At 67.0% G+C, this 19,373-nt stretch carries 17 protein-coding genes; 4 read left to right on the forward strand and 13 right to left on the reverse strand.

The genetic code is table 11. The features are described 5' to 3' along the window. Nucleotides 1-64: 64 nt before the first annotated feature. On the reverse strand, nt 65-631 hold the full coding sequence (locus KF688_05690; GenBank protein MBX3425152.1) for a hypothetical protein: 567 nt from the start codon (nt 629-631) through the stop codon (nt 65-67). Nucleotides 632-1,056: 425 nt separating this feature from the next. Continuing rightward, the gene (locus KF688_05695) at nt 1,057-1,995 is read right to left on the reverse strand and encodes a sugar phosphate isomerase/epimerase (protein MBX3425153.1); all 939 of its coding nucleotides are present in this window, start codon (nt 1,993-1,995) and stop codon (nt 1,057-1,059) included. A gap of 333 nt (nt 1,996-2,328) precedes the next feature. On the opposite strand from KF688_05695, the gene icd reads away from it, so the two are divergent. After that, complete coding sequence (gene icd / locus KF688_05700; protein MBX3425154.1) at nt 2,329-3,570, forward strand: NADP-dependent isocitrate dehydrogenase; 1,242 nt, start codon at nt 2,329-2,331, stop codon at nt 3,568-3,570. 266 nt (nt 3,571-3,836) lie between these two features. On the opposite strand, the gene hpt is transcribed toward icd, so the two are convergent. The 3 genes from hpt to upp form a co-directional block, all read right to left on the reverse strand. Further along, complete coding sequence (gene hpt / locus KF688_05705; GenBank protein MBX3425155.1) at nt 3,837-4,394, reverse strand: hypoxanthine phosphoribosyltransferase; 558 nt, start codon at nt 4,392-4,394, stop codon at nt 3,837-3,839. Nucleotides 4,395-4,507: 113 nt separating this feature from the next. Beyond that, the gene (locus KF688_05710) at nt 4,508-5,731 is read right to left on the reverse strand and encodes a NupC/NupG family nucleoside CNT transporter (GenBank protein ID MBX3425156.1); all 1,224 of its coding nucleotides are present in this window, start codon (nt 5,729-5,731) and stop codon (nt 4,508-4,510) included. Between the two features lie 109 nt (nt 5,732-5,840). Continuing rightward, nucleotides 5,841-6,524 (reverse strand): uracil phosphoribosyltransferase, encoded by a 684-nt coding sequence (gene upp / locus KF688_05715; protein ID MBX3425157.1) that lies wholly within the window; start codon nt 6,522-6,524, stop codon nt 5,841-5,843. A 278-nt stretch (nt 6,525-6,802) separates the two neighbouring features. On the opposite strand from upp, the gene KF688_05720 reads away from it, so the two are divergent. Both KF688_05720 and KF688_05725 read left to right on the forward strand, forming a co-directional pair. Then, nucleotides 6,803-7,243, forward strand: a complete 441-nt coding sequence (locus tag KF688_05720) for a nucleoside deaminase (protein ID MBX3425158.1) — start codon at nt 6,803-6,805, stop codon at nt 7,241-7,243. A 92-nt stretch (nt 7,244-7,335) separates the two neighbouring features. Next, the gene (locus tag KF688_05725) at nt 7,336-8,376 is read left to right on the forward strand and encodes a type II secretion system F family protein (protein MBX3425159.1); all 1,041 of its coding nucleotides are present in this window, start codon (nt 7,336-7,338) and stop codon (nt 8,374-8,376) included. Between the two features lie 97 nt (nt 8,377-8,473). On the opposite strand, the gene KF688_05730 is transcribed toward KF688_05725, so the two are convergent. The 6 genes from KF688_05730 to deoC all read right to left on the reverse strand — a co-directional run bounded on the left by KF688_05730 (nt 8,474) and on the right by deoC (nt 13,875). Further along, nucleotides 8,474-9,310: a hypothetical protein gene (locus KF688_05730; protein ID MBX3425160.1), complete on the reverse strand. Its 837-nt coding sequence runs from the start codon at nt 9,308-9,310 to the stop codon at nt 8,474-8,476. 128 nt (nt 9,311-9,438) lie between these two features. Beyond that, a complete protein-coding gene (locus tag KF688_05735) occupies nt 9,439-9,873 on the reverse strand; it encodes a cytidine deaminase (GenBank protein ID MBX3425161.1) in 435 nt (144 codons plus the stop codon). 70 nt (nt 9,874-9,943) lie between these two features. Then, the gene (locus KF688_05740; GenBank protein MBX3425162.1) at nt 9,944-11,224 is read right to left on the reverse strand and encodes a thymidine phosphorylase; all 1,281 of its coding nucleotides are present in this window, start codon (nt 11,222-11,224) and stop codon (nt 9,944-9,946) included. 147 nt (nt 11,225-11,371) lie between these two features. After that, complete coding sequence (locus KF688_05745) at nt 11,372-12,193, reverse strand: purine-nucleoside phosphorylase (GenBank protein ID MBX3425163.1); 822 nt, start codon at nt 12,191-12,193, stop codon at nt 11,372-11,374. Beyond that, on the reverse strand, nt 12,190-13,023 hold the full coding sequence (locus KF688_05750) for a purine-nucleoside phosphorylase (GenBank protein ID MBX3425164.1): 834 nt from the start codon (nt 13,021-13,023) through the stop codon (nt 12,190-12,192). Before KF688_05750 ends, KF688_05745 begins: the two co-directional genes overlap by 4 nt. A 129-nt stretch (nt 13,024-13,152) precedes the next feature. Then, entirely contained in the window at nt 13,153-13,875 is a 723-nt protein-coding gene (deoC, locus tag KF688_05755) for a deoxyribose-phosphate aldolase (GenBank protein MBX3425165.1), read from the reverse strand. 546 nt (nt 13,876-14,421) lie between these two features. Here deoC and KF688_05760 point away from each other — a divergent pair. After that, nucleotides 14,422-15,120, forward strand: a complete 699-nt coding sequence (locus KF688_05760) for a hypothetical protein (GenBank protein MBX3425166.1) — start codon at nt 14,422-14,424, stop codon at nt 15,118-15,120. On the opposite strand, the gene KF688_05765 is transcribed toward KF688_05760, so the two are convergent. Next, nucleotides 15,092-16,081, reverse strand: a complete 990-nt coding sequence (locus KF688_05765; GenBank protein ID MBX3425167.1) for a hypothetical protein — start codon at nt 16,079-16,081, stop codon at nt 15,092-15,094. The two genes, KF688_05760 and KF688_05765, sit on opposite strands and share 29 nt — an antisense overlap. A 70-nt stretch (nt 16,082-16,151) precedes the next feature. Beyond that, entirely contained in the window at nt 16,152-19,241 is a 3,090-nt protein-coding gene (locus tag KF688_05770) for a hypothetical protein (GenBank protein MBX3425168.1), read from the reverse strand. Between the last annotated feature and the right edge of the window lie 132 nt (nt 19,242-19,373).

Raw genomic sequence — 19,373 nt, forward strand, 5'->3', positions numbered from 1 at the left:
AAAGCCGCCCCCGAATTCGGGGGCGGCTCGCTGAACGCGGAAGCCGGAACGGCCGCCGTCGGTGCTAGAACCGCGGCTGAGCCGGCTTGAACGGCGGGGGGGTCTGCGGTTGGGAGCCCGCCGGGGCCTGGGAGTAGGCGTACGGCGATGGCGTTCCCGTCGAGCCCAGCGACCCGTTGCCGCCGGCCGGCGTCGTCCCGCCGAGGCGGTTTTGGGCCGGCTTGGTCGGGGGGATGCTGGTCCGCTCGTTAGGAATTTGGTCCTCCCCGATTACCTGCAGCAGCTTCGAGATGCACAGCTTGTTCATGCTGGTCCGCAGGTCGTGGGCCTCGCTCTTGAGGTACTCGTGCATGCTCGCGGGGAGCCGCACGGTGATGACCCGGGTCGGCTCGCTCTCGCTCTCGGCCGTGGGCCGCTTCTCGCGGAGCTTGACGACCATCTTCTGGATCTTGGCGAATTCCTCGCTTTGCTCGAAGGCGGTCAAATCGTCGAACGAGGAAAACTGCCGACGGACGACGCCGTCGATCCCGAGGACCTCGCGAAAGAATGTGACCCAATCAGGATCCTGGCGGAACAGGCGTTCGGCCGCTTGAAGGACTTCCTGATACTTCTCCGTTGATTGGGTGAGCACGGCTGTCGTCTCCTTCCGATTCAGCTGGGGGGGAGGGCGGAACGGGCCCGGGTGTCGCCCCCGGACCAGTTTTGGATGCCTCAGTATGTACTAGCAGGGAAATGCTTCACATAGATCCTTGCAGTGCTTGCACTTACGGCGATTCGTGCGGCGTGCCTATTCTGCGGCACGCGGCGCCGTGAATCGAGGCACGTCGATTTGCCCAAAAATGAGGCAGTCGGTTTGTTCCCGCTGGCGGGAGTGTCTAGCTCGCGAAAATTTTTTTCTCGGGGCCGCTTGCGCGGCGCAACTTCCTGCGGCGCAACAAAAAAGGGCGGCCCGCAGGCCGCCCCGATTTGGGTGACGATTCTTTCAAGTTTTCGCGGCCTCAGGCCGCAGGGCCAAAGCCCCCGGGCCGTTGTCCCCGACGCCTCAGCCCCCGCACTTTATCCATCCAGCTTCGCCACGGCGCGCTCGATCAGACGCTTCGTCAGCAGGATTCCCGACAGCTCGTCGGGGGTCTTCCCCTCCCACTCGATTCCGATCCAACCTTTGTAGCCGGCGTCGGCGACGATCTTCATCATCCGGAAGTAGTCAATCTCGGTCTCGATCCCGTGGATGTCGAAGACGTGGCTCTTGGCGCTGACCGCCTTGGCGAACGGCATCAGGTCGGTCACCCCCTGATAGCGGTCGTATTCGTAGAAGTTGCCGAAGTCGGGCAGCGACCCGCAGTTCGGCTTGCCGACCGCCGCCAGCACGCCCGACAGCCACGCACCGTCGGAGGAGAGCCCCCCGTGGTTTTCGACGATGACGTTGATGCCCAACCCCGCGGCGAACTCGGACAATCGGGCCAGGCCGTCGGCTGCTAGCTTGGCTTGCTCCTCCCGCGAGCCGCTCGATTGGGCGTTCACCCGGATCGAGTGGCAGCCCAAGTATTTGGCCGCCTCGACCCATTTCTTGTGATTTTCCACCGTCTGGGTCCGCTTGGCGTCGTCAGGGTCGCCGAGCTGTCCCTCGGCGTCGCACATGATCAGCAGGCTCTCGACCCCGTGGTCCGAGCACCGCTTTTTCAGCTCGGCGAGGTACTTCTCGTCCTGGGCCTTGTCCTTGAAAAAGGCGTTGACGTACTCGATCCCGTCGACGTCGCAGACCTCGCGGGCGTAGGCGGGAAAATCGAGGTTGTCGAGCTCCTTCTTGAACAGGGCGTTGTGAATCGACCACTCGGCCAGTGAGATGCGAAACCGGGGCGACGCCGCGGGCGCTGCGGGGGCCGCCGCGTCTGCGGCATGGGCGCGCGGGGCGGCGCTCGCGGCGAGGCCGGCCGCGGCGACGGCGCCGCTCGCCAGGAAACTGCGGCGATCGGCCGCGGAGGGGTGGGCTGGCATCGGTGCGGAGGCTCCTGAGCGAAAGGGAAGGGGGAGGTCGGCTTTGCAGAAACGCTCGACCCGAAGAGGCGACCCGCGAGTTCGCGGCGGGGGACGTTGTCCCGTCGAGTCTAAGAGTCCGCGCGGCACGTCGCAAGTTTCTCCGCATCTCGCGAACGCGCAGGAGGTACGTCGCGATACGCGTTCCGCGTCCCGGCCCGGGCCATTGACCCTCCCGGTCCCGGCGCCGAGAATCGCGGTTCCCTGTCGCCCCGCGAGCCAAGGCAGCTGTTTTCCGCTCCCTGACCTCCGACCTCTCTCCCCTGACCTCTCTCCCGCTAGGAGCCCCCTGCCATGACCGCCCCAGGACAGCCGATCACGATGACCAACGGGCGGCTCTCGGTCCCCGATGCGCCGATCATCCCCTTCATCGAGGGGGACGGCACCGGGCCGGATATCTGGCGGGCGAGCCAACTCGTGTTCGACGCTGCGGTCGAGAAGGCCTACGGCGGCAAGCGAAAGATCATTTGGCAGGAGGTCCTGGCCGGCGAGAAGGCGTTCAACAAGACGGGCGACTGGCTCCCCGACGAGACGCTCGACGCCTTCCGCAGCCTGCTGGTGGGGATCAAGGGTCCGCTCACCACCCCGGTCGGCGGGGGGATCCGTTCGCTCAACGTCGCACTGCGGCAAATCCTCGACCTGTACGTCTGCCTCCGCCCGGTTCAGTACTTCACCGGCGTCCCCTCGCCCGTGAAGCAGCCCGAGCTGACCGACATGGTCATCTTCCGCGAGAACACCGAGGACATCTACGCGGGGATCGAGTTCCAGGAGGGGACTGAGGACTGTGCGAAGTTCGCCAAGCTGTTCAGCGAGGCGTTTCCCGACCGGTGGAAGAAGGTTCGCTTCCCGGGTTCGGCCGGCTTCGGCATCAAGCCGGTCAGTCGCGAGGGAACCGCCCGGCTGGTCGCCGCGGCGCTGCAGTACGCGGTCGACAACGATCGCGACTCGGTGACGCTCGTCCACAAGGGGAACATCATGAAGTTCACCGAGGGGGGCTTCCGCGACTGGGGCTATCAGTGCGCGCAGGACGAGTTCGGCGCCAAGGAGATCGACGGCGGGCCGTGGTGCTCGTTCACGTCCCCCAAGACCGGCAAGGAAATCGTCGTCAAGGACGTGATCGCCGACGCCTTCCTCCAGCAAATCCTCACCCGCCCGGCCGACTACAGCGTGGTGGCCACGCTCAACCTCAACGGCGACTACGTCAGCGACGCCTTGGCCGCGTGCGTGGGCGGCATCGGCATCGCCCCGGGGGGCAACATCAACTACGCCACGGGGCACGCCATCTTCGAAGCGACCCACGGCACGGCCCCCAAGTACGCCGGCCAGGACAAGGTGAACCCGGGGAGCGTCATCCTCTCAGGCGAGATGATGTTCCGCTACCTGGGCTGGACCGAGGCGGCCGACCTGATCATCAAGGGCCTCAACGGCGCGATCGGCGCGAAGACGGTTACCTACGACTTCGAACGGCTGATGGCCGGCGCCACGCTGGTGAAGTGCAGCGAGTTCGGCGCGGCGGTGGCGAAGCACATGAACTGAGTCGGGCCGCCGTGGGGCGCCCCGGGGGATCGAACGCGGGCCGCCGCGATCGTCTTTAGGGCCCGGAGGGCCGGCATGTTGTGGCCAGGGGCGACAACTGAAGGAACCGGGCCGCCATGCCCAGGTCTGACTCCAGGCGTACGCACGTTGAACCATTAAGTCGTGCCCGCAGCGCAAGTCCGCCGCGGACAAGACGCTCGGCTCGGGGCTGTCGCAGTCTGCCTGCAAACAAGCGTACGAGCGCCGGTCAGGCCGGAGATCCTGACCTACAGCATTTGATCCTGTCGTTCGAGCAGGCGGTGGCGGGCGAGGTCCTCGTCTTCGAGTGCGGCTAGGTACGGCAGGTTGCGGTACATGTCTTCGTAGTCGAGGCCGTAGCCGACGACGAACTCGTCGGGGATTTCGAACGCCACGAAGTCGGGGACGTACTCGACTTCCTGCCGGCCGTGCTTGCGGAGCAGGACCGACGAGCGGACGCTCGCCGGCTTGAAGTCCTGCAGCTTCTCGACGACCTGCTCGAGCGTGTGACCCGTGTCGAAGATGTCGTCGACCAACAGCACGTCGCGGCCGGTGATGTCCAGCATCAGCTCGCTGTTGATGATCAGATCGCCGCGGGTGGTCGTAGCGCCGCGATAGCTCGAGGCCTGGATCACGCCGACCCGCATCGGCTGGTCGATGTGGCGGATCAGATCGGCCAGCAAGACGACGCTGCCAGTCAAGACGCCGACGATGGTAAGCTGCCGGCCTTCATAGGTTTGCTCGATCTCGCGGGCCATCGCGGCGACGCCGTCGTGAAGTTCTTCTTTGCTGAGGAGAGTTTTCATGGGGGCGTCCTGGAGTGGCTTTCGCCGCAGAGGGGCGGAGGTCGCAGAGCAGAGAAGCCGAATATGGTAACAGACACAGGTTCGCCGTCGTACCCCTGCATCGTCGAGGCTGGCTACAGCATGATGTTCGCGACGCAGGCGTTGATGAACGCCACGAGCGTGCCGCCGAGCATGGCGCGGAGACCTAATCGCGCCAAGTCGCCGCGTCGTTCGGGGGCGATGCCGCCGATGCCGCCCAATTGAATTCCGATCGAGCTGAAATTCGCGAACCCGCACAGGGCGTAGGTCATCAACTGACGGCTGCGATCCGACATTTCGGCGGAAGGAAGTCGGCCGTACGCGACAAACTCGTTCGCGGCCATCTTGAGCCCCAGCAACTCGCCGGCGGCACGGCAATCTTCCCATGCGACGCCGATGAGCCAGGCGATCGGCTGGAACAGCCAGCCGAGAGCCGCTTCGAGCGACCAGAGGGGCTTCGCCTCGTCCCCCGTGCCTGTGACAAAACCGAATTGCGCGCCGGTCCAGCCCACCAGGAGATTGACCAGCGAAATGAGCGCCAGAAACACCAAGAGCATGGCGCCGACGTTAAGCGCGAGTTGCAAGCCGCCCGTCGTGCCGTTGGCGATCGCCTCGAGGACGTTGGTGCTGGAGTCCTTGATGTCGATCTTCACCTTGCCGAGGGTCTTGGGCTCGTCGACTTCGGGCTGGAGGATCTTGGCGACCATCAGCCCGGCAGGGGCGGCCATCACCGAGGCGCCCAGAAGGTGCTTGGCGCTGACCCCCATGTCGACGAACGCCGCCAGCACCCCGCCGGCCATTGTCGCAAACCCGCCGACCATGATCGCATTGAGCTCAGACGTGGTCATGCTGCCGATGTAGGGGCGGATGACCAGCGGGGCCTCGGTCTGTCCGACGAAGACGTTCGCCGCGGCGGAGAGGGTCTCGGCGCCGCTCGTGCCGAGGGTCGCCTGCATGACCTTGGCGAACTGGCTGACGACCCACTGCATGACGCCGTAGTAGTAAAAGATCGACATGAACGCCGAGAAGAAGATGATCGTCGGCAGGATTTTGAACGCGAAGAAGTGCTCGGCGTAGTCGGCTCCGAAGACGAAGCTCGACCCCGCTTCGACGCAGCCCAACAGCTTGTTGAAAACGAAGTCGACGCCGTCGAACACGGCGCTCCCCCAGGCCGTGCGGAGGATGATCAACGCAAAGAGAAATTGCAGCGCCAGCCCGCCCAAGATCGTGCGCGGGTTGACCCGCCGCTTGTGACTGCTCATCAACCAGGCCAAGGCGATGAATGCAACGATCCCCAGGACGCTGGTCAGACGATACATGGCAAGTCGCTCGGGGCGAGGGGACGATCGGACAATCGGACGATGGCACGGAAACGATTTGCCTGGGGGACCCGCTCACAAGCCCCATCGTCCGGCCCGCGCTGGGGCGTCACTCTTCGACGGTGTTGAAGATTCGGTCGCCGGCGTCGCCCAGGCCGGGGACGATGAATTTGCGGCTGTTCAGGTCGGGGTCGACCTGACAGACGTAAATCTGCGCCTCGGGAAACTGCAGGGAGACCATGTCGACCCCTTCCTGCGAGGCGATCAGCGACAGGACTTTCACCTGCGGCACGCCCCAGTCGCGGAGCGTCATCAACGCCGCAGCGACGGAGCCCCCTGTGGCGAGCATCGGATCGACGATCAACGCCACGTCGACCGGACGCTCGGCAGGCAGCTTGTCGTAGTACCGGACCGGCTGGGCCGTGTCTTCGTCGCGATAGAGCCCCAGGTGCCAGACCTCGGCCATGGGGAGCAGATCGAGGACCGGGTCGACCATCCCCAAACCGGCGCGCAAGATCGGCACCAGCCCAATGCGGCCGACGACCTGCGACCCCTCGGCGGTCGTCAACGGCGTCTCGACCGAGTGGGGGCGAACGTCGAGGTCCTTGGTCGCCTCGTACGCCATGAGCACGGCAAGTTTGCGGACTAGGGCGCGGAACTCGCTGGGGCGGGTTTCCTTATTCCGCAGGCGGGTGACATGGTGGGCGACCAGCGGGTGGCGAATCTGAATCACGCCGCACTGCCGCGTTCGGGCTTGACCGTCTTGCGCTTCGATCGCTGCACTGCCGGCCATGGTCGCTACCTCGCGAGGGGGGGAAGTTAGAATTGCCGCGCCGCCGCAGGCCCATTCTAATGAGCGGGAAGGTCCCTTGGAAGAAACCGCCCCGGATCGCGACGGACGGCGACGATTGTTTTTTGGCTCGTGTGCGAAGGCTTGCGCGATTTGACGGTTTTGCGGCGCGGTGCTGTCGCGGGGCGCCGCGGGCGGGGACGCCGCGGCTCGCTTTATTGGCTGATGGAAATCGATCGTCCGCTTACTGAATCTCCGACCGCTTGCTCCTGACCTCTCCCATGCTCGATCCGTTTCTGCAAGCCGCGATTGACGAGGCCCGCCTGGGGCTGGCCGAGGGGGGCATCCCCATCGGCTCGGTCCTGGTGATTGACGGGGCGATCGTCGGCCGCGGGCATAATCGTCGTGTCCAGCGGGGGAGCGCCATCCTGCACGCCGAAATGGACTGCCTGGAAAACGCCGGCCGGCTCAAAGCGGCCGACTACCGTCGGGCCGTGCTCTACTCGACCCTGTCCCCCTGCGACATGTGCAGCGGCACGGCGTTGTTGTACGGGATTCCGCGGATCGTGATCGGCGAGAACCGCACGTTTCAGGGCCCCGAGGAGTACGTTCGCAGCCGCGGGGTGACGCTTGAGATCGTCGACGACCCCGAGTGCGTTCGCCTGATGGAGGAGTTCATCGCCGCCCGACCGGAGTTGTGGAACGAGGATATCGGGGAGTAGCGAGGGACGTTGCCGCCGGTTGATACAGTTTCCCAGCAGCTTGATTGACACTTGCAGATCCTGACCGCCCCCTTCTCGCCGTCCCTCCCCCTATGTTCTTTTCCCCCCGCATTCGTTTGAAGCCGCTTGCCCAGTTGTGCCATCGACTGGCGACGGCGACCGCGGCGGGGCTGGAGGACCGGCGAATCTGGCAGAGCGAATCCGAGCGCGGGGGCTCCGCCCAGCAAGCGCGCGTGGCCGCCGTGGCCGAACGACTGGCCCGCGGGCAGGCGATTCCCGAGGCGCTCGCCGCCGCGGGCGATTATTTCCCGCCGCTGTTTCGCCAGATGGTCGCCGTGGGGGAAACGAGCGGCAATCTCGACCGCACTTACAAGCAGCTTGCCGAGCACTACGACCGCACGCTTGCCGCTCGCCGCGAGTTGCTGCAGCGGCTCGCCTGGCCGGCGTTTCAGCTCGGCATGGCCCTGTTCGTCGTGGGGCTGTTGATCTGGATCATGGGAATCCTGCCGGTCAACAAGACAAGTTCGGGGACGCAGTTCGACATGCTCGGCCTGGGGCTCGTGGGGAACTCGGGACTGATCGTATATCTGAACATTCTGATGGTCACGGGCATCGCGGCGCTCCTGATCCTCGAGTCGGCGCGGCGAGGCATGCTCTGGACCCGCGGCGTGCAGCAATGGGCCCTGCGGCTGCCTGTCATCGGCGGGGCGCTCAAGACGCTCGCCCTGGCGCGGCTGACCTGGGCGCTGCAGTTGTTGTTCGACACCCCGATGGATCTCCGCAGCGCGCTGCCGTTGGCGCTCGATGCGACGGGAAACGAGTACTACGCCAAACACGGCTCGGACGTGACCCGTAGCGTTCAGGGCGGAGCGACGCTTCATCAGGCGTTCTCCCGGACCGGCGTCCTGCCCCGCGATTTGTTGGACGCGATCGCCGTGGGCGAGGAGTCGGGTTCGCTTGTCGAGACGATGCGCCGCCAGTCGCGCGAGTACCAAGAGCGGGCCGCCGCGGCGCTGGGCCTGCTGGCCCAACTGTTCGGCTACGCGCTGTGGTTGGGCGTGGCCATACTGATCATCGTGCTGATCTTCCGGATCTACTCGCAGTACATGGGCGTGATCAACAGCGTGATGTAGGCAATGCCGCAGTTCGCAGAGTTCGCCGCGGCGACCGGAGCCGGGGCTTGCGAATACCCTGCTCCGCTTGTCGTTGCTGCCGGTCCAGCGGCTCTCTTCACGGCCCCAACGACCGGAGGTGCTCGACGACCGCCGCGTCCGGGCGCCCCAGGCGGCGGGCAAGGTGATCGCTCAGCGGCAGCGGGGTTCCGCTCATTTGCAGTTCGGCGAGGTAGTCGGTCAGCACGGCCGACTTGTTCCCCTCCGACTCCAACAGGAAGTGGACCCACAGCCACGACTCGGCGTAGTCGAGCCGCGACATCTCCGCGGCCGAGTCGAGCGTTTCGAGACGAGCCAGCCGCGGGCGCCAGCCCCCCGCGTCGAGCTGCCCCAACAGGTAATCGACGTGCGGTTGGTTGAGCCCTCGCCGCGCGGCGCCGACCTCGAAGAACTCGGCGAGCCCCTCGTCGAGCCACAACGGCAAGTTCGGCACGGCGGCGTGGAGATGCCCGTGGGCGACTTCGTGGCGCAGGTCGTCGGCCACAAGCTCGCTCCAGTGGGCGTAGACGGCCAGCTCGCGACGATCGTCGACGAAGATCGCTCGGCGGTCCTGGAAGTCGGGGAACCGCGCCTTCATCTCGCGGCGATAGGTCTCCTCATCGGCGTACAGGTAGACGTGCACCCGGCGATCGACCATCGGGAGCGCGAGCCGATCGGCGATCACGGTCCGCTGAGCGGCCAACTCATCGAGCAACCGTCGGCCGCGATCGAGCGGCGCGTCGCCGAAGAAAACGAGCTGTCCAGCGGTGGCGATCGGCCGGGGCCCCGTCGCGGTTTCCCGCCAGGGGGGCTTGCGTGCCAGCAGCTTGCCGCCGCAGCCGACGAGCGCAATCGCAACCGCCGCAAAGAGCGCAGCGCGGCGCCGGGGCGAGCGAATTGATCGCGAAAGCGGCATCGGGACCACGCGCGGGGCGAGCGGGAAGTCGCGAATCGTAGGGCCCGGCCACAGCCCGGCGAAGCCCAATCCCGATCGGCTAGCCAGCGGCGCCAGCACGCGCGATGTTGCGAGGCCGCGAGCGTCGACTACTCGCCGGTGAACACGAACTGATCGGGGAGCAGCTTGTCGAGCGTCGTGGTACGGACTCGGGCGACGTCGTCGGCGTCGGCGAGGATCACCTCCATCGCGGGGCCGAATTCGGCGAGGACCTGCCGGCAGGCCCCGCAGGGAGAGGGCGCCCCGGGGGCGACGACGGCCACCCGCTTGATCTGCGTCGCCCCGGCGGCGACTGCGGAGCAGATCGCTCCGCGCTCGGCGCAGATCGTCAGGCCGTACGAAGCGTTCTCGACATTGCAGCCGACGAACACGCGTCCGTCGGCCGTTTCGACCGCGGCGCCGACGTGAAAGTGCGAGTACGGGGCGTGGGCGTGAGCGCCCGCGGCGCGGGCGGCGTCGATCAGTTCCTGCGACACGGCGGAGCCTCCTCGTAAGACGACGACATCAGTCAAGCCGCAATCAATCGAACCTGCTCTCTCTCGAGCCGGACGGCCATGCCGTTCCCGACACGAGAGACTCGATCTTATCGAAGTCCTAGCCGATTCGCTCCAGGATCAGCGGAAGCGGCGCTACGGGGGCGTCGCTCAGCGTGATCGCTGCGGCGAGCATCGCGGCGACGGACTCGCGCTGGTGATCGTGGCAGAACAACTTCGCCAGCGGTTGCCCGGCGTCGACGCGGTCGCCGATTCGCACGAGCATCTCGAACCCGGTGGAAAAGTCGAGCGTCTCGCCCTGAACCTGCCTGCCTCCCTTCATCGCAATCACGGCCCGGCCGAGCTGTTCGGCGTTCGTCGCAGCGACGTAGCCGGCGTGCGGGGCGAGCACGTCTTCCGCCGGGGCGATTGGCCGCGGGGCGTCGAGATTTCCCCCCTGGGCCGCGACCATCTCGGCGAACTTCTCCCGCGCGGCGCCGGAGTCGATCGTCGCCTGCAGTCGGGCGAGCGCCGCAGCGCGGTCGGCCGTCCCGGTCGAGACCAGCAGGTCGGCGCCCAGTTCGAGCGTCGCGGTCATCAAATCGGCCGGCCCCCGGCCCTCGAGCGCCGCAACGGACTCGTCGACCTCGACCGCGTTGCCCGCCATCCGGCCCAGGGGCTGGTTCATGTCGGTGACGATCGCCGTCGTGGCTACGCCCATGCGCTGGCCGGTGTTGACCAGCGACTGGGCGAGTTCTCGGGCCAGCTCCGGGGTCTTCATGAACGCCCCGCTGCCGCACTTCACGTCGAGCACCAGGGCGGCGAGCCCCTCGGCGAGCTTTTTGCTCATGATGCTCGCGGTGATCAGCGGGATCGACGGCACGGCGCCGGTCACGTCGCGCAGGGCGTACAGTTTGCGATCCGCGGGGACCAGATCCACGGTGGCGCCGCTGATGACGCAACCGACCTCGCGCACCACGCGGCGCATCTCGTCCATCGACAGATCCGTACGGAATCCGGGGATCGCCTCGAGCTTGTCGAGCGTGCCGCCCGTGGCGCCCAGGCCGCGGCCGGAGATCATCGGCACGCCCAGTCCGCAGCAAGCGAGCATCGGGGCGAGCGGCAGCGACACTTTGTCGCCGATCCCGCCGGTCGAATGTTTGTCGACCATGGGGGCGTCGCCGTCGGTCCACTCGAATCGGGCGCCGGAAGCGAGCATGTGATCGGTCAGGCTGGCGATTTCGTCGGTCGTCATCCCCCGCAGAAAGACGGCCATCGCGAACGCCGCCATCTGGTAGTCGGGAACGTCCCCCCGCGCAAACCCGGCGACGATCGCCGCGATCTCCTCGGACGAAAGTTCGTGCCCATCGCGTTTCTTCTCGATGATCCAAACCGGGTTCATCGCGTACTCGTCTTGCTGGCGGAAAACAGGAATCTCGCGTCAAGGACGTGAAGCGACGTATCGTTCTTGCCGTCACACGCTCCGTCGCGAGGGGACTGTGCGAGGCGCCTCATTGCGTCTTGGCGCCCTTGCGCGAGGAAATCGAAGTCAGAGCGATCGAACCACGCCCCGGACGATCGCGGCGAGCTTGTCGGCGGCGGTCGCCGCCGCGTTCAACACGTCGTGGGCGGTCGTTTCGCCCAGGGCGTCGGGGGAGCCGACGTTGGTGATCGTCGAGATCCCCAGCACGCGCATCCCGGCGTGGATGGCGGCGACCACCTCGGGAACGGTCGACATGCCCACCGCGTCGCCGCCGATCGTGCGGCACATGCGGTACTCGCTCCGCGTCTCGTATGTGGGGCCCAGCATGCCGACGTACACGCCGCGGCGGAGCGGGAACTTGTGTTCGAGAGCCACTGTCGCCGCAACTTCCTGCAACAGCGGATCGTACGGCGCACACATGTCGGGGAACCGCGGCCCGAGGGCGTCGTCGTTCACTCCCACCAACGGGTTGGCGAACATCAAGTTGATTTGGTCGTCGATCAGCATCACGTCTCCGACGCGAAACTGCGGATTGAGCCCCCCCGCCGCATTGCTGACCACCAGCGCCTCGGCGCCGAGGGCCTTCATCAGCCGCACCGGCAGCGACGCCTGCTCGGCCGACCACCCTTCGTACAGGTGGAATCGCCCCTGGAATGCGACGACCGGCTTCCCTGCGAGCATGCCGCAGACCAGCCGGCCGGCGTGTCCCACGGCGGTCGATTTGGGGAAGTGGGGAATGTCGCCGTAGGCGATCGTCGCTGCCGCGTCGATCTCGCTCGCGAGCCCCCCCAGCCCGCTTCCCAGGATGATCCCGGCCACGGGGGTCGCGTCCCAGTGCCGACGGACGGCCGAGGCCGATTCAGCGATCGTTGCAGCTAAGCGGATCATGACCGGGCGGCCTCGTACTCGAGGATCCCCAACACCAAGGCGCGCAGCTTCGGCTCGGCGCCGTTGGCCACGGCGATAATCTCGGCGACGTCGGCCGGCTTGAGGGCGTCGGGCAGACACATGTCGGTGATCACCGACAAGCCGAAGATCCGCATGCCGCTGTGGACGGCGACGATCGCCTCGGGGACGGTCGACATGCCGACGACATCGGCGCCGATCGCCCGCAGGAAGCGGTACTCGGCTCGGGTCTCCAGGTTCGGTCCGGTGACGGCGACCGTCACGCCGCGGTGGGCGACGAAGTCCTCGCGCCGCGCGATCGCCAATCCCGCCTCGATCAACTCGGGGGCGTAGGGGACGCTCATGTCGGGGAACCGCGGACCGAGCCGATCGTCGTTGATCCCCACCAGCGGGTTGTCCCCCATCAGGTTGATGTGATCGTCGATGATCATCACGTCGCCGGCGCGGTACTGCGGATTCATCCCTCCCACCGCCTGCGACACGACCAGCAGGTTTGCCCCCAGCGCTTTGAACACGCGCACCGGCAAGGTGATCTGGCTCAGGGGGTAACCTTCGTACTGGTGAAAACGCCCTTCCATCGCCACGACCGGGCGCCCCCCCAGCGTGCCGCACACGAGCCGGCCGCGGTGGCTGGTCGCCGTCGAGCGCGGGAAGTGGGGAATATCGCCGTAGTCGATCGTGACGGCGTTCTGCACCTCGCTGGCGAGATTGCCCAGCCCGGTTCCCAGGATCACCCCGGCCAAGGGCTTGTGGGGCCAGAGTTCGCGAATCTTGGCGGTCGCGGCGGCGATTTGGTCGTACAACTCGAGCATGGCGGCGGATGAAAGGGGCAGGCGGAGAGGGGAAGGTAGGATAAAAACTCCAGCGCAATATCGGCCGAACTCGCAACCGGCCCGCACGTCTCACGCATGCGGCTTAGCGGGGCGTCGGCGCTGCAAGATTCAGTAACTGCTCTGCGAGGTCGCCCCCGCGTCGCCGGTGCGCTCGGCGTCGGCGATCACTTGGGTGGCGCTGGTGCCCAATCGCGTGGCGCCCAGGGCGACGAACCGCTGGGCGTCGGCCAGCGAGCGAATCCCCCCCGAGGCCTTCACCTGGACCCGCTCGCTGCAGTGGGCCCGCATCAGCGCGATGTCGTGCTCGGTGGCGCCGGTGGCGTACATCGCGCCCCCTTCGCCCTTGATCATTCCGAACCCGGTCGAAGTCTTCACGAACGCGGCGCCGGCCCGCTCGCTCGCCTCGCACAGCTTGATCTTGAGATCGTCGGTCGGCAGCAACCCGGTTTCGAAGATCACCTTGGTGATCGCCCCGCCGGCGCGAGCCGCTTCGACCACGGCGCGAATGTCCGCCTCGACGAACGTCCAATCGCCAGCCAGTGCCCGGCCGAGGTTGACGACCATGTCGACTTCCTTGGCGCCTTCGGCGACGGCGATCTCCGTCTCGCGCACCTTGGCGCCGGTGCTCGTGCCGCCGTGGGGAAATCCGATGACCGTGCTGGGGACGACCCGCGACCCGGCGAGCAACTCGGCGGCCAGCGGCGCCATCGACGGCTTCACGCAGACGCTCGCCGCGCCGACCTCGACGCACATGGCGCAGGCGGCCCGGAGATCGTCGTCGGTCTGGGTCGGATGCAGGACGGCATGGTCGATCAGGGCGACGACGCTCATAACGCAACGCTCGCGGGGGAATTCGGCAAGTCGACGCTCTCGCCGGGCGGCTTGGCGAGAGGGTGCGAGTTTAGCGAATCACGAGGCGAAAGTCGACCAGCGAGGAGGACGGGTCGTGATACCGTTTGCGCCCTTGGTAGGGTGGCTGGGGTCGCAGCGCAGCGGAGCCCCCAGGGAATCCGCTGGGGGCTCACTTCGTTCGACCCCAGCCACCCGTCAATTTGGCAAATGGGATCTCTACCGGAGAACGCTCACGCAGCGGCGCGGAGATCGCATCAGGATGCGGAGGGGATCGTCGTTGCGTCGAGTCGACTGCGCCCGTGCGGCGCCGCTCGCCCGTTTCGGAGAAACGGGCCTACGTAGGGCAGTTTCTCCGAAACTGCCTTCTGGCGGCGGAGACCTGGACGAGCGGGATGCCGATTTCCCTTGGATTGACTGCCGATGGCGGCATTTGGCGAGGCGTCGAGTATACTTGCAGATGCGGACCCGCGCGAGCGGTTCGGGCCGCTTCGAGTCGGTTCGCGTGGCCGTCAGGGGAGTTTCGTGATGCAACGTTTGCTTAGAGTGCGCCTGTTGGTCGTCGCGTTGGTCGCGTGCGGCGGGTCGGTGCTCACGTCTCCGGCGAGCGCTCAGGTCCGCGCCCCCTTGGGCGGAAACAATCTCAACAGCCAGTTCAACCAACAGGGCTTCGGCATCGGGCAGAACAACTCTGGCGGCGGGTTTGGCGCGGGGCAACAGCAACCCGGGATGCAACAGGGAGGACTCCAACAAGGGGGGCTCCAGCAAGGGGGCCTGCAGCAGGGGCCCGGCGGACAACGCGGGTTTGTGGGGAACGACGCCCAGGACGCCCAGGGGATGTTCCAGAACCTTAGCGGCGGCGATCGGCGCCGAGCGATGTTTGACTTCGCCCTCGACAGCCTGAACGAGATGCGCGATCAGCGCCGTCGCTGGCAGGAGCGGCAACGTCAGCCGCCGCCGGCGCGGGTGGCGCTCGTGCCGGAGATCGACGTCGCCTCGCCGTCCCCGGCGATCACCGCGGGGGCGGTCGACCGGCGATTGACCGACGTGTTGTCGCGCCGCGGCGTGGCGACCCCTGAGATCGAGATCGTCGGCCGCACGGTGACATTGCGCGGCACGGTCGCCACGGAGCATGACAAACTGCTCGTCGGGAAGCTCGCGTCGATCGAGCCGGGAGTCTCGGAGGTCGAGAACCTGCTTAGTGTGCAGGACGATTTGTCGCCGTAGTCGGCAGTCCCGACGGCCAGGCCCACGCCTCGGCCACCGGCGCCCCCGCGGGGCCCACCTGCGGTCGCTCGGCTGGGGACGAAGGCGATTTCGCCGTTGCGGCGCTTGTCGCGGGCGGAGCGGTTGTCGACTGAGGCGATGTCGAACCGGCCAGCCCCGTATTGGTCGCGGCGCGGATGCGAGCAAGCCGTTCACGCTGGCTGTTCTGCTGCGCGGTCGCTAGCCGTTCGGTCATCTTCTCCGGCAGGGCGATCGTCGTGGCGCGCCGCCGGTTGAGCGGCTCGATCTGCTTGCCCCCGGCGAGGGCCGCCTCGTCCTCTCCTTGGAAGCTGGCCTGCGTCACCCCGGCCGCGACCGTCGGCGGCGGATTGTATCGCCCTGGTGCGTCAGCCATCGCCCGTTCCGGCCGCACGATGCCGGGGAGCAGATGGTTGGTCTGCTCGCTCACGATCATCGGGCCCCCCTGCGGCTCGAAACGGGCGATCAGGCTGACGCGTCGTTGGTCGCCGCCGACTTCGTCCCAGGGAAGCCAGACGCTGTACGACGGCCCGAATCGCGACGGGCTCTCGTGCTTGGCGAATTGCTCGACGGGGAAGATGTAGCGACGGGTCGGTTGCGTTTCATGCGGCTCGCGCTCGGTCTCGTCGAAGGCGTAGACGACGAGCTCTCCCTCGACGCGGACCGAGTCTTCCCCCTGCGGTCCGAAAAACACGATCCGGCCGCCGAACCCGCGTTGGGGCTTCTGCCCCGCAGTGTGGAGGGTCGTGTCGACCCAGGTGGCGATCAACCGCTGGGGAACCTGCGGCGCGGGGGGCTTGTCCGATTTCATGCCGAGCGAGCGCTTCACGTCCCAGGAGGCGAACTTCCACTTGCCGTTCTGCTTTGTCGCGCAGCCGACGGCCGAGCACGCCAGGAGCCCGGCGACAGCGAGCGTAAGCAGCGATCGTGGAGTGCGGTTCATGGACTTGTCGGGGCTGGATCTGGTGCGCGCTTGGTTAACCGCTGCAGTGGACGCGGAGGAATCGTTCATCTCACCGCGGCGGCGGCATTTGTTCCTGGGGGACGACGTACTCGTCCGGCTGCGGGGCCAGTTCGGGCGCGACGAACCCGTCGGTCGCCCCGGGCATTCCCGGGTAGACGGCCTGCGCCTCGGCGGCGCCCAGCGGGTCGAGCCGGCTCCGCAATCCCGCGGGGCCGTGCATGTCGACCACGTCCGACAGGCACCAACTCATCCGAGCCGACTCGGTCTGTTTGAGCATTTCCGATTCGTACCGCGAGCGGACAATGTGCGGAGTGAGGATGATCAACAGCTCGGTCCGGCGGGTGGTGCTGAGGTCGTACCGGAACAGGTTGCCCAACAGCGGAATGTCGGCCAGCAGCGGTACGCGGCGGTGGATCGCCTCGTCGCGCTTGGTGAGCAGCCCGCTGAGGACCACGGTCTGGCCGCTCACGGCGCTGACCACGGTTTGCGCTTGCGTCGCGTTGACTCGGGGAACGTTGATCGGATCGCCGTTTTGGGCGAACCCCACCGGCACGCCGTCGGCAATTCGGCCCAGTTCGCTCTTTTCGGCGAAGACCTCCATGACCACGAGCCCGTCGGGGCTGATGCGCGGCCGCACTTCCAATCGCAGGCCGACCGGTTCGCGCGTGATTTGGTTGATTGGAAACGAACCGACCACCGGCACGGTTTGCCCGGTGACGAAGGGGACGATCTCGCCGACGAACGCCCGGCCGATCTGGTTGTTGAGGGCCATGATCTGCGGGCGGCTGAGCACCTCAAGCCGCCGCGACTCCTGCAGAGCCCGCAACAGCATGCTCACGCTTTCGCTGCTGGCCGAGAGGACCAAGCCGCCGAAGCCGAGGTCCGGATTGAGCCGATTGACGGCGAAGTTGGAGAGCCCCTGGGCCGCGACGATGCCCGACGTGGCGAGCGAGCGATCGCTTCCCGAGTTGGGGATTCCCTGCTGGGGATTGCCGAAGTTGTACCCGGGATTCAGCGACGCGTTTTGGATCGATTGCTGCGTGACGGAGGTCACGGCCCCGCCGGCGCTGGTCGTTTGCGTCGTCGTGGTGATGTTCGAGATGTCCCCCAGCAGGCTGCGGTCGAACAGGGCCGAGTCCTGCAACCCCAACTCGACGCCGAATTCGTCGGCGTCCCCCAACCGAACCTCTCCGATGAGGACCTGGATGAGGACCATCGGCGCCTGTTCGTCGAGTTGTTCGATGATCCGCGCGATCTCGTCGTAGTACCGCGGCGTGGCCGACACGATGAGGCTGTTCGAACCGATGTCGGGGACGACGACCACCTCGCGCTCAAGCTGCGTGAAGGGGCTCACGACGCCGGGGCCGGTCTCGCGGACGTCCCGTTCCTGCTGCAACCACTGCTGCAGGGAGAGGGCGACGTCCTCGGCGCTGGCGTTCTTGAGTTTGTAGACCTGATTGCGGCGCTGGCGAGCTTCCTCGCTGTCGAGCCGCAGGAGGATCGTCTCGACCACGAGCAGTTCTTCCTGGCTCCCCGCGGCGATGATGCTGTTGGTCCGTTCGTCGACGCTGAGGCGCAGTTGGAAGACCCCGGCCTGGGCGTTGTCCCCCTGATCGACGGCCCCGAACAGCGATTCCAGCGTGTCGACCAACGCGACTGCGTCGCCGTTCTCGACCGGAAACACCTTGAGCACGGCCGAGGCCGCCGAGACTTGATCAAGCTCGCGGATCAACCGGCGCGCCTCTTCCATCGCCCGCGGAGCGGCCCGCACCAGGACCGAGTTCGACCGGGCGTCGGCAAAGACCAAGGCTTTGACCCCCAACGTGGCCGTCTCGTCGTCGTCAAGCGCCAGCAGATCCTCGAGCACGTTCTCAATGTCCTCGGCCGAGGCCCGTTCGAGGCGGAAGATCTCGAACTGCGACCCGGCTTCGGTTTGCTGCTGGTCGAGTTCGCGGATGACTTCCATCACCCGATCGAACGTCAGCGGCGCGGCGGCGACGAACACCGCGTTGGGATTGCTCAGCGGCAGCACCAGCGGCGTGCCGTAGTACGAAGCCAGCGTCGGCCCCGTGGTCGGCGGACCGAACGCTCGATTCAGCAGTGCAGCCATGGCGACGCCATCGGCGTTCTTGAGGGAGACGACGGCCACCTTGGGGGGCTCGACCTGCGACATGGCCTCGATCTGGCGGATCACTTCGCGCACCTTCTCGGTGTCGCGGGGATTGCCGCGGATGATGAAGATGTCGGTCCCCTCGATGTTTTCGACCTGCACGGGACCCAACAGCGCCCCGGCCAAGTTGGTGAGCGCCGCCGCGCCCTCGGCGTCGGCCGACGGGGCCTGCCCCGCGCCGCCGGTCGTGTTCTGAGCCAGCAGCATCGCGACTGATTGGCGCACCTGAGGCGCTGCGCGGGGGCCGACGGCCACGTACGCGGGATTCGCCTGCGGGTCGTTCGGCGCGTCGAGCGCCTCGACGATTCGACGCCACGCGGCAAGTTGCTCGGGCCGGCCGTCGAGCCGCACCGTTCCGGTCTGGCGATCCACCGCCGCCATGACCGCCGGTTCGCCGGGCAGTTCGATTGCGAACCGCAGCCACTGGCTCCGCGGTTCCGAGAGCAGCGGGAGCGGCCGATTGAACGTCGTCTGGAGCCGGGCGTGGAAGTCCTCGGCAGAGATTTGCGTGAGGCGCAACGTTGCGCTTTGAGCCGCGGACTTCGCCTCGGGAGCGGCAGACGCCGGAGCCGCCGCTGGCGCCCCGTTGGCCGGGGGGGGACTGGCTGGTTGCCGGGCGTCAAGCTGGGCGACGCGCACCGGAGGATTTGCAGGAGCGGGGGCGGCCTGGGCGAGTTCGCGCAGCGCCCCCGCCACCGCTGCATGGAGTCGCTCGTCTCCCCGCACGACCAGTCGGTTATTGCGCGCGTCGAGGGTCGCTTGGACGGGTCGGCCCCCTGTGGCCGCACGGATTCGCGCCTCGAGGGCCGCAGGATCGACTTCGCCCAAGTAGTACGCCCGCGCATCCGGCTGCGGGGCTTGAGGTTCTTCCGCACGAGCGGCCGTGACCGCGCCCGCGACGAGCACGGCGATCACGAGGCCCCGGCGGCGCTGGGCCCCGTAGGTTCGGGTTCGTGGCTGGCAAACCATAGCGAGTCAGGCGAGCAAGTCCGGTCGACGAAGCGGCTCGCCCCGCGCTGGCGCGCAGGGACCGTCCGTACAACCGGAATAATCGACAAACTTCGCCCAGAGCGCCAGCCAATCCGAACCGACGGCCAGAAG

The sequence above is a fragment of the Pirellulales bacterium genome (assembly GCA_019636345.1).
Classification (GTDB): domain Bacteria; phylum Planctomycetota; class Planctomycetia; order Pirellulales; family Lacipirellulaceae.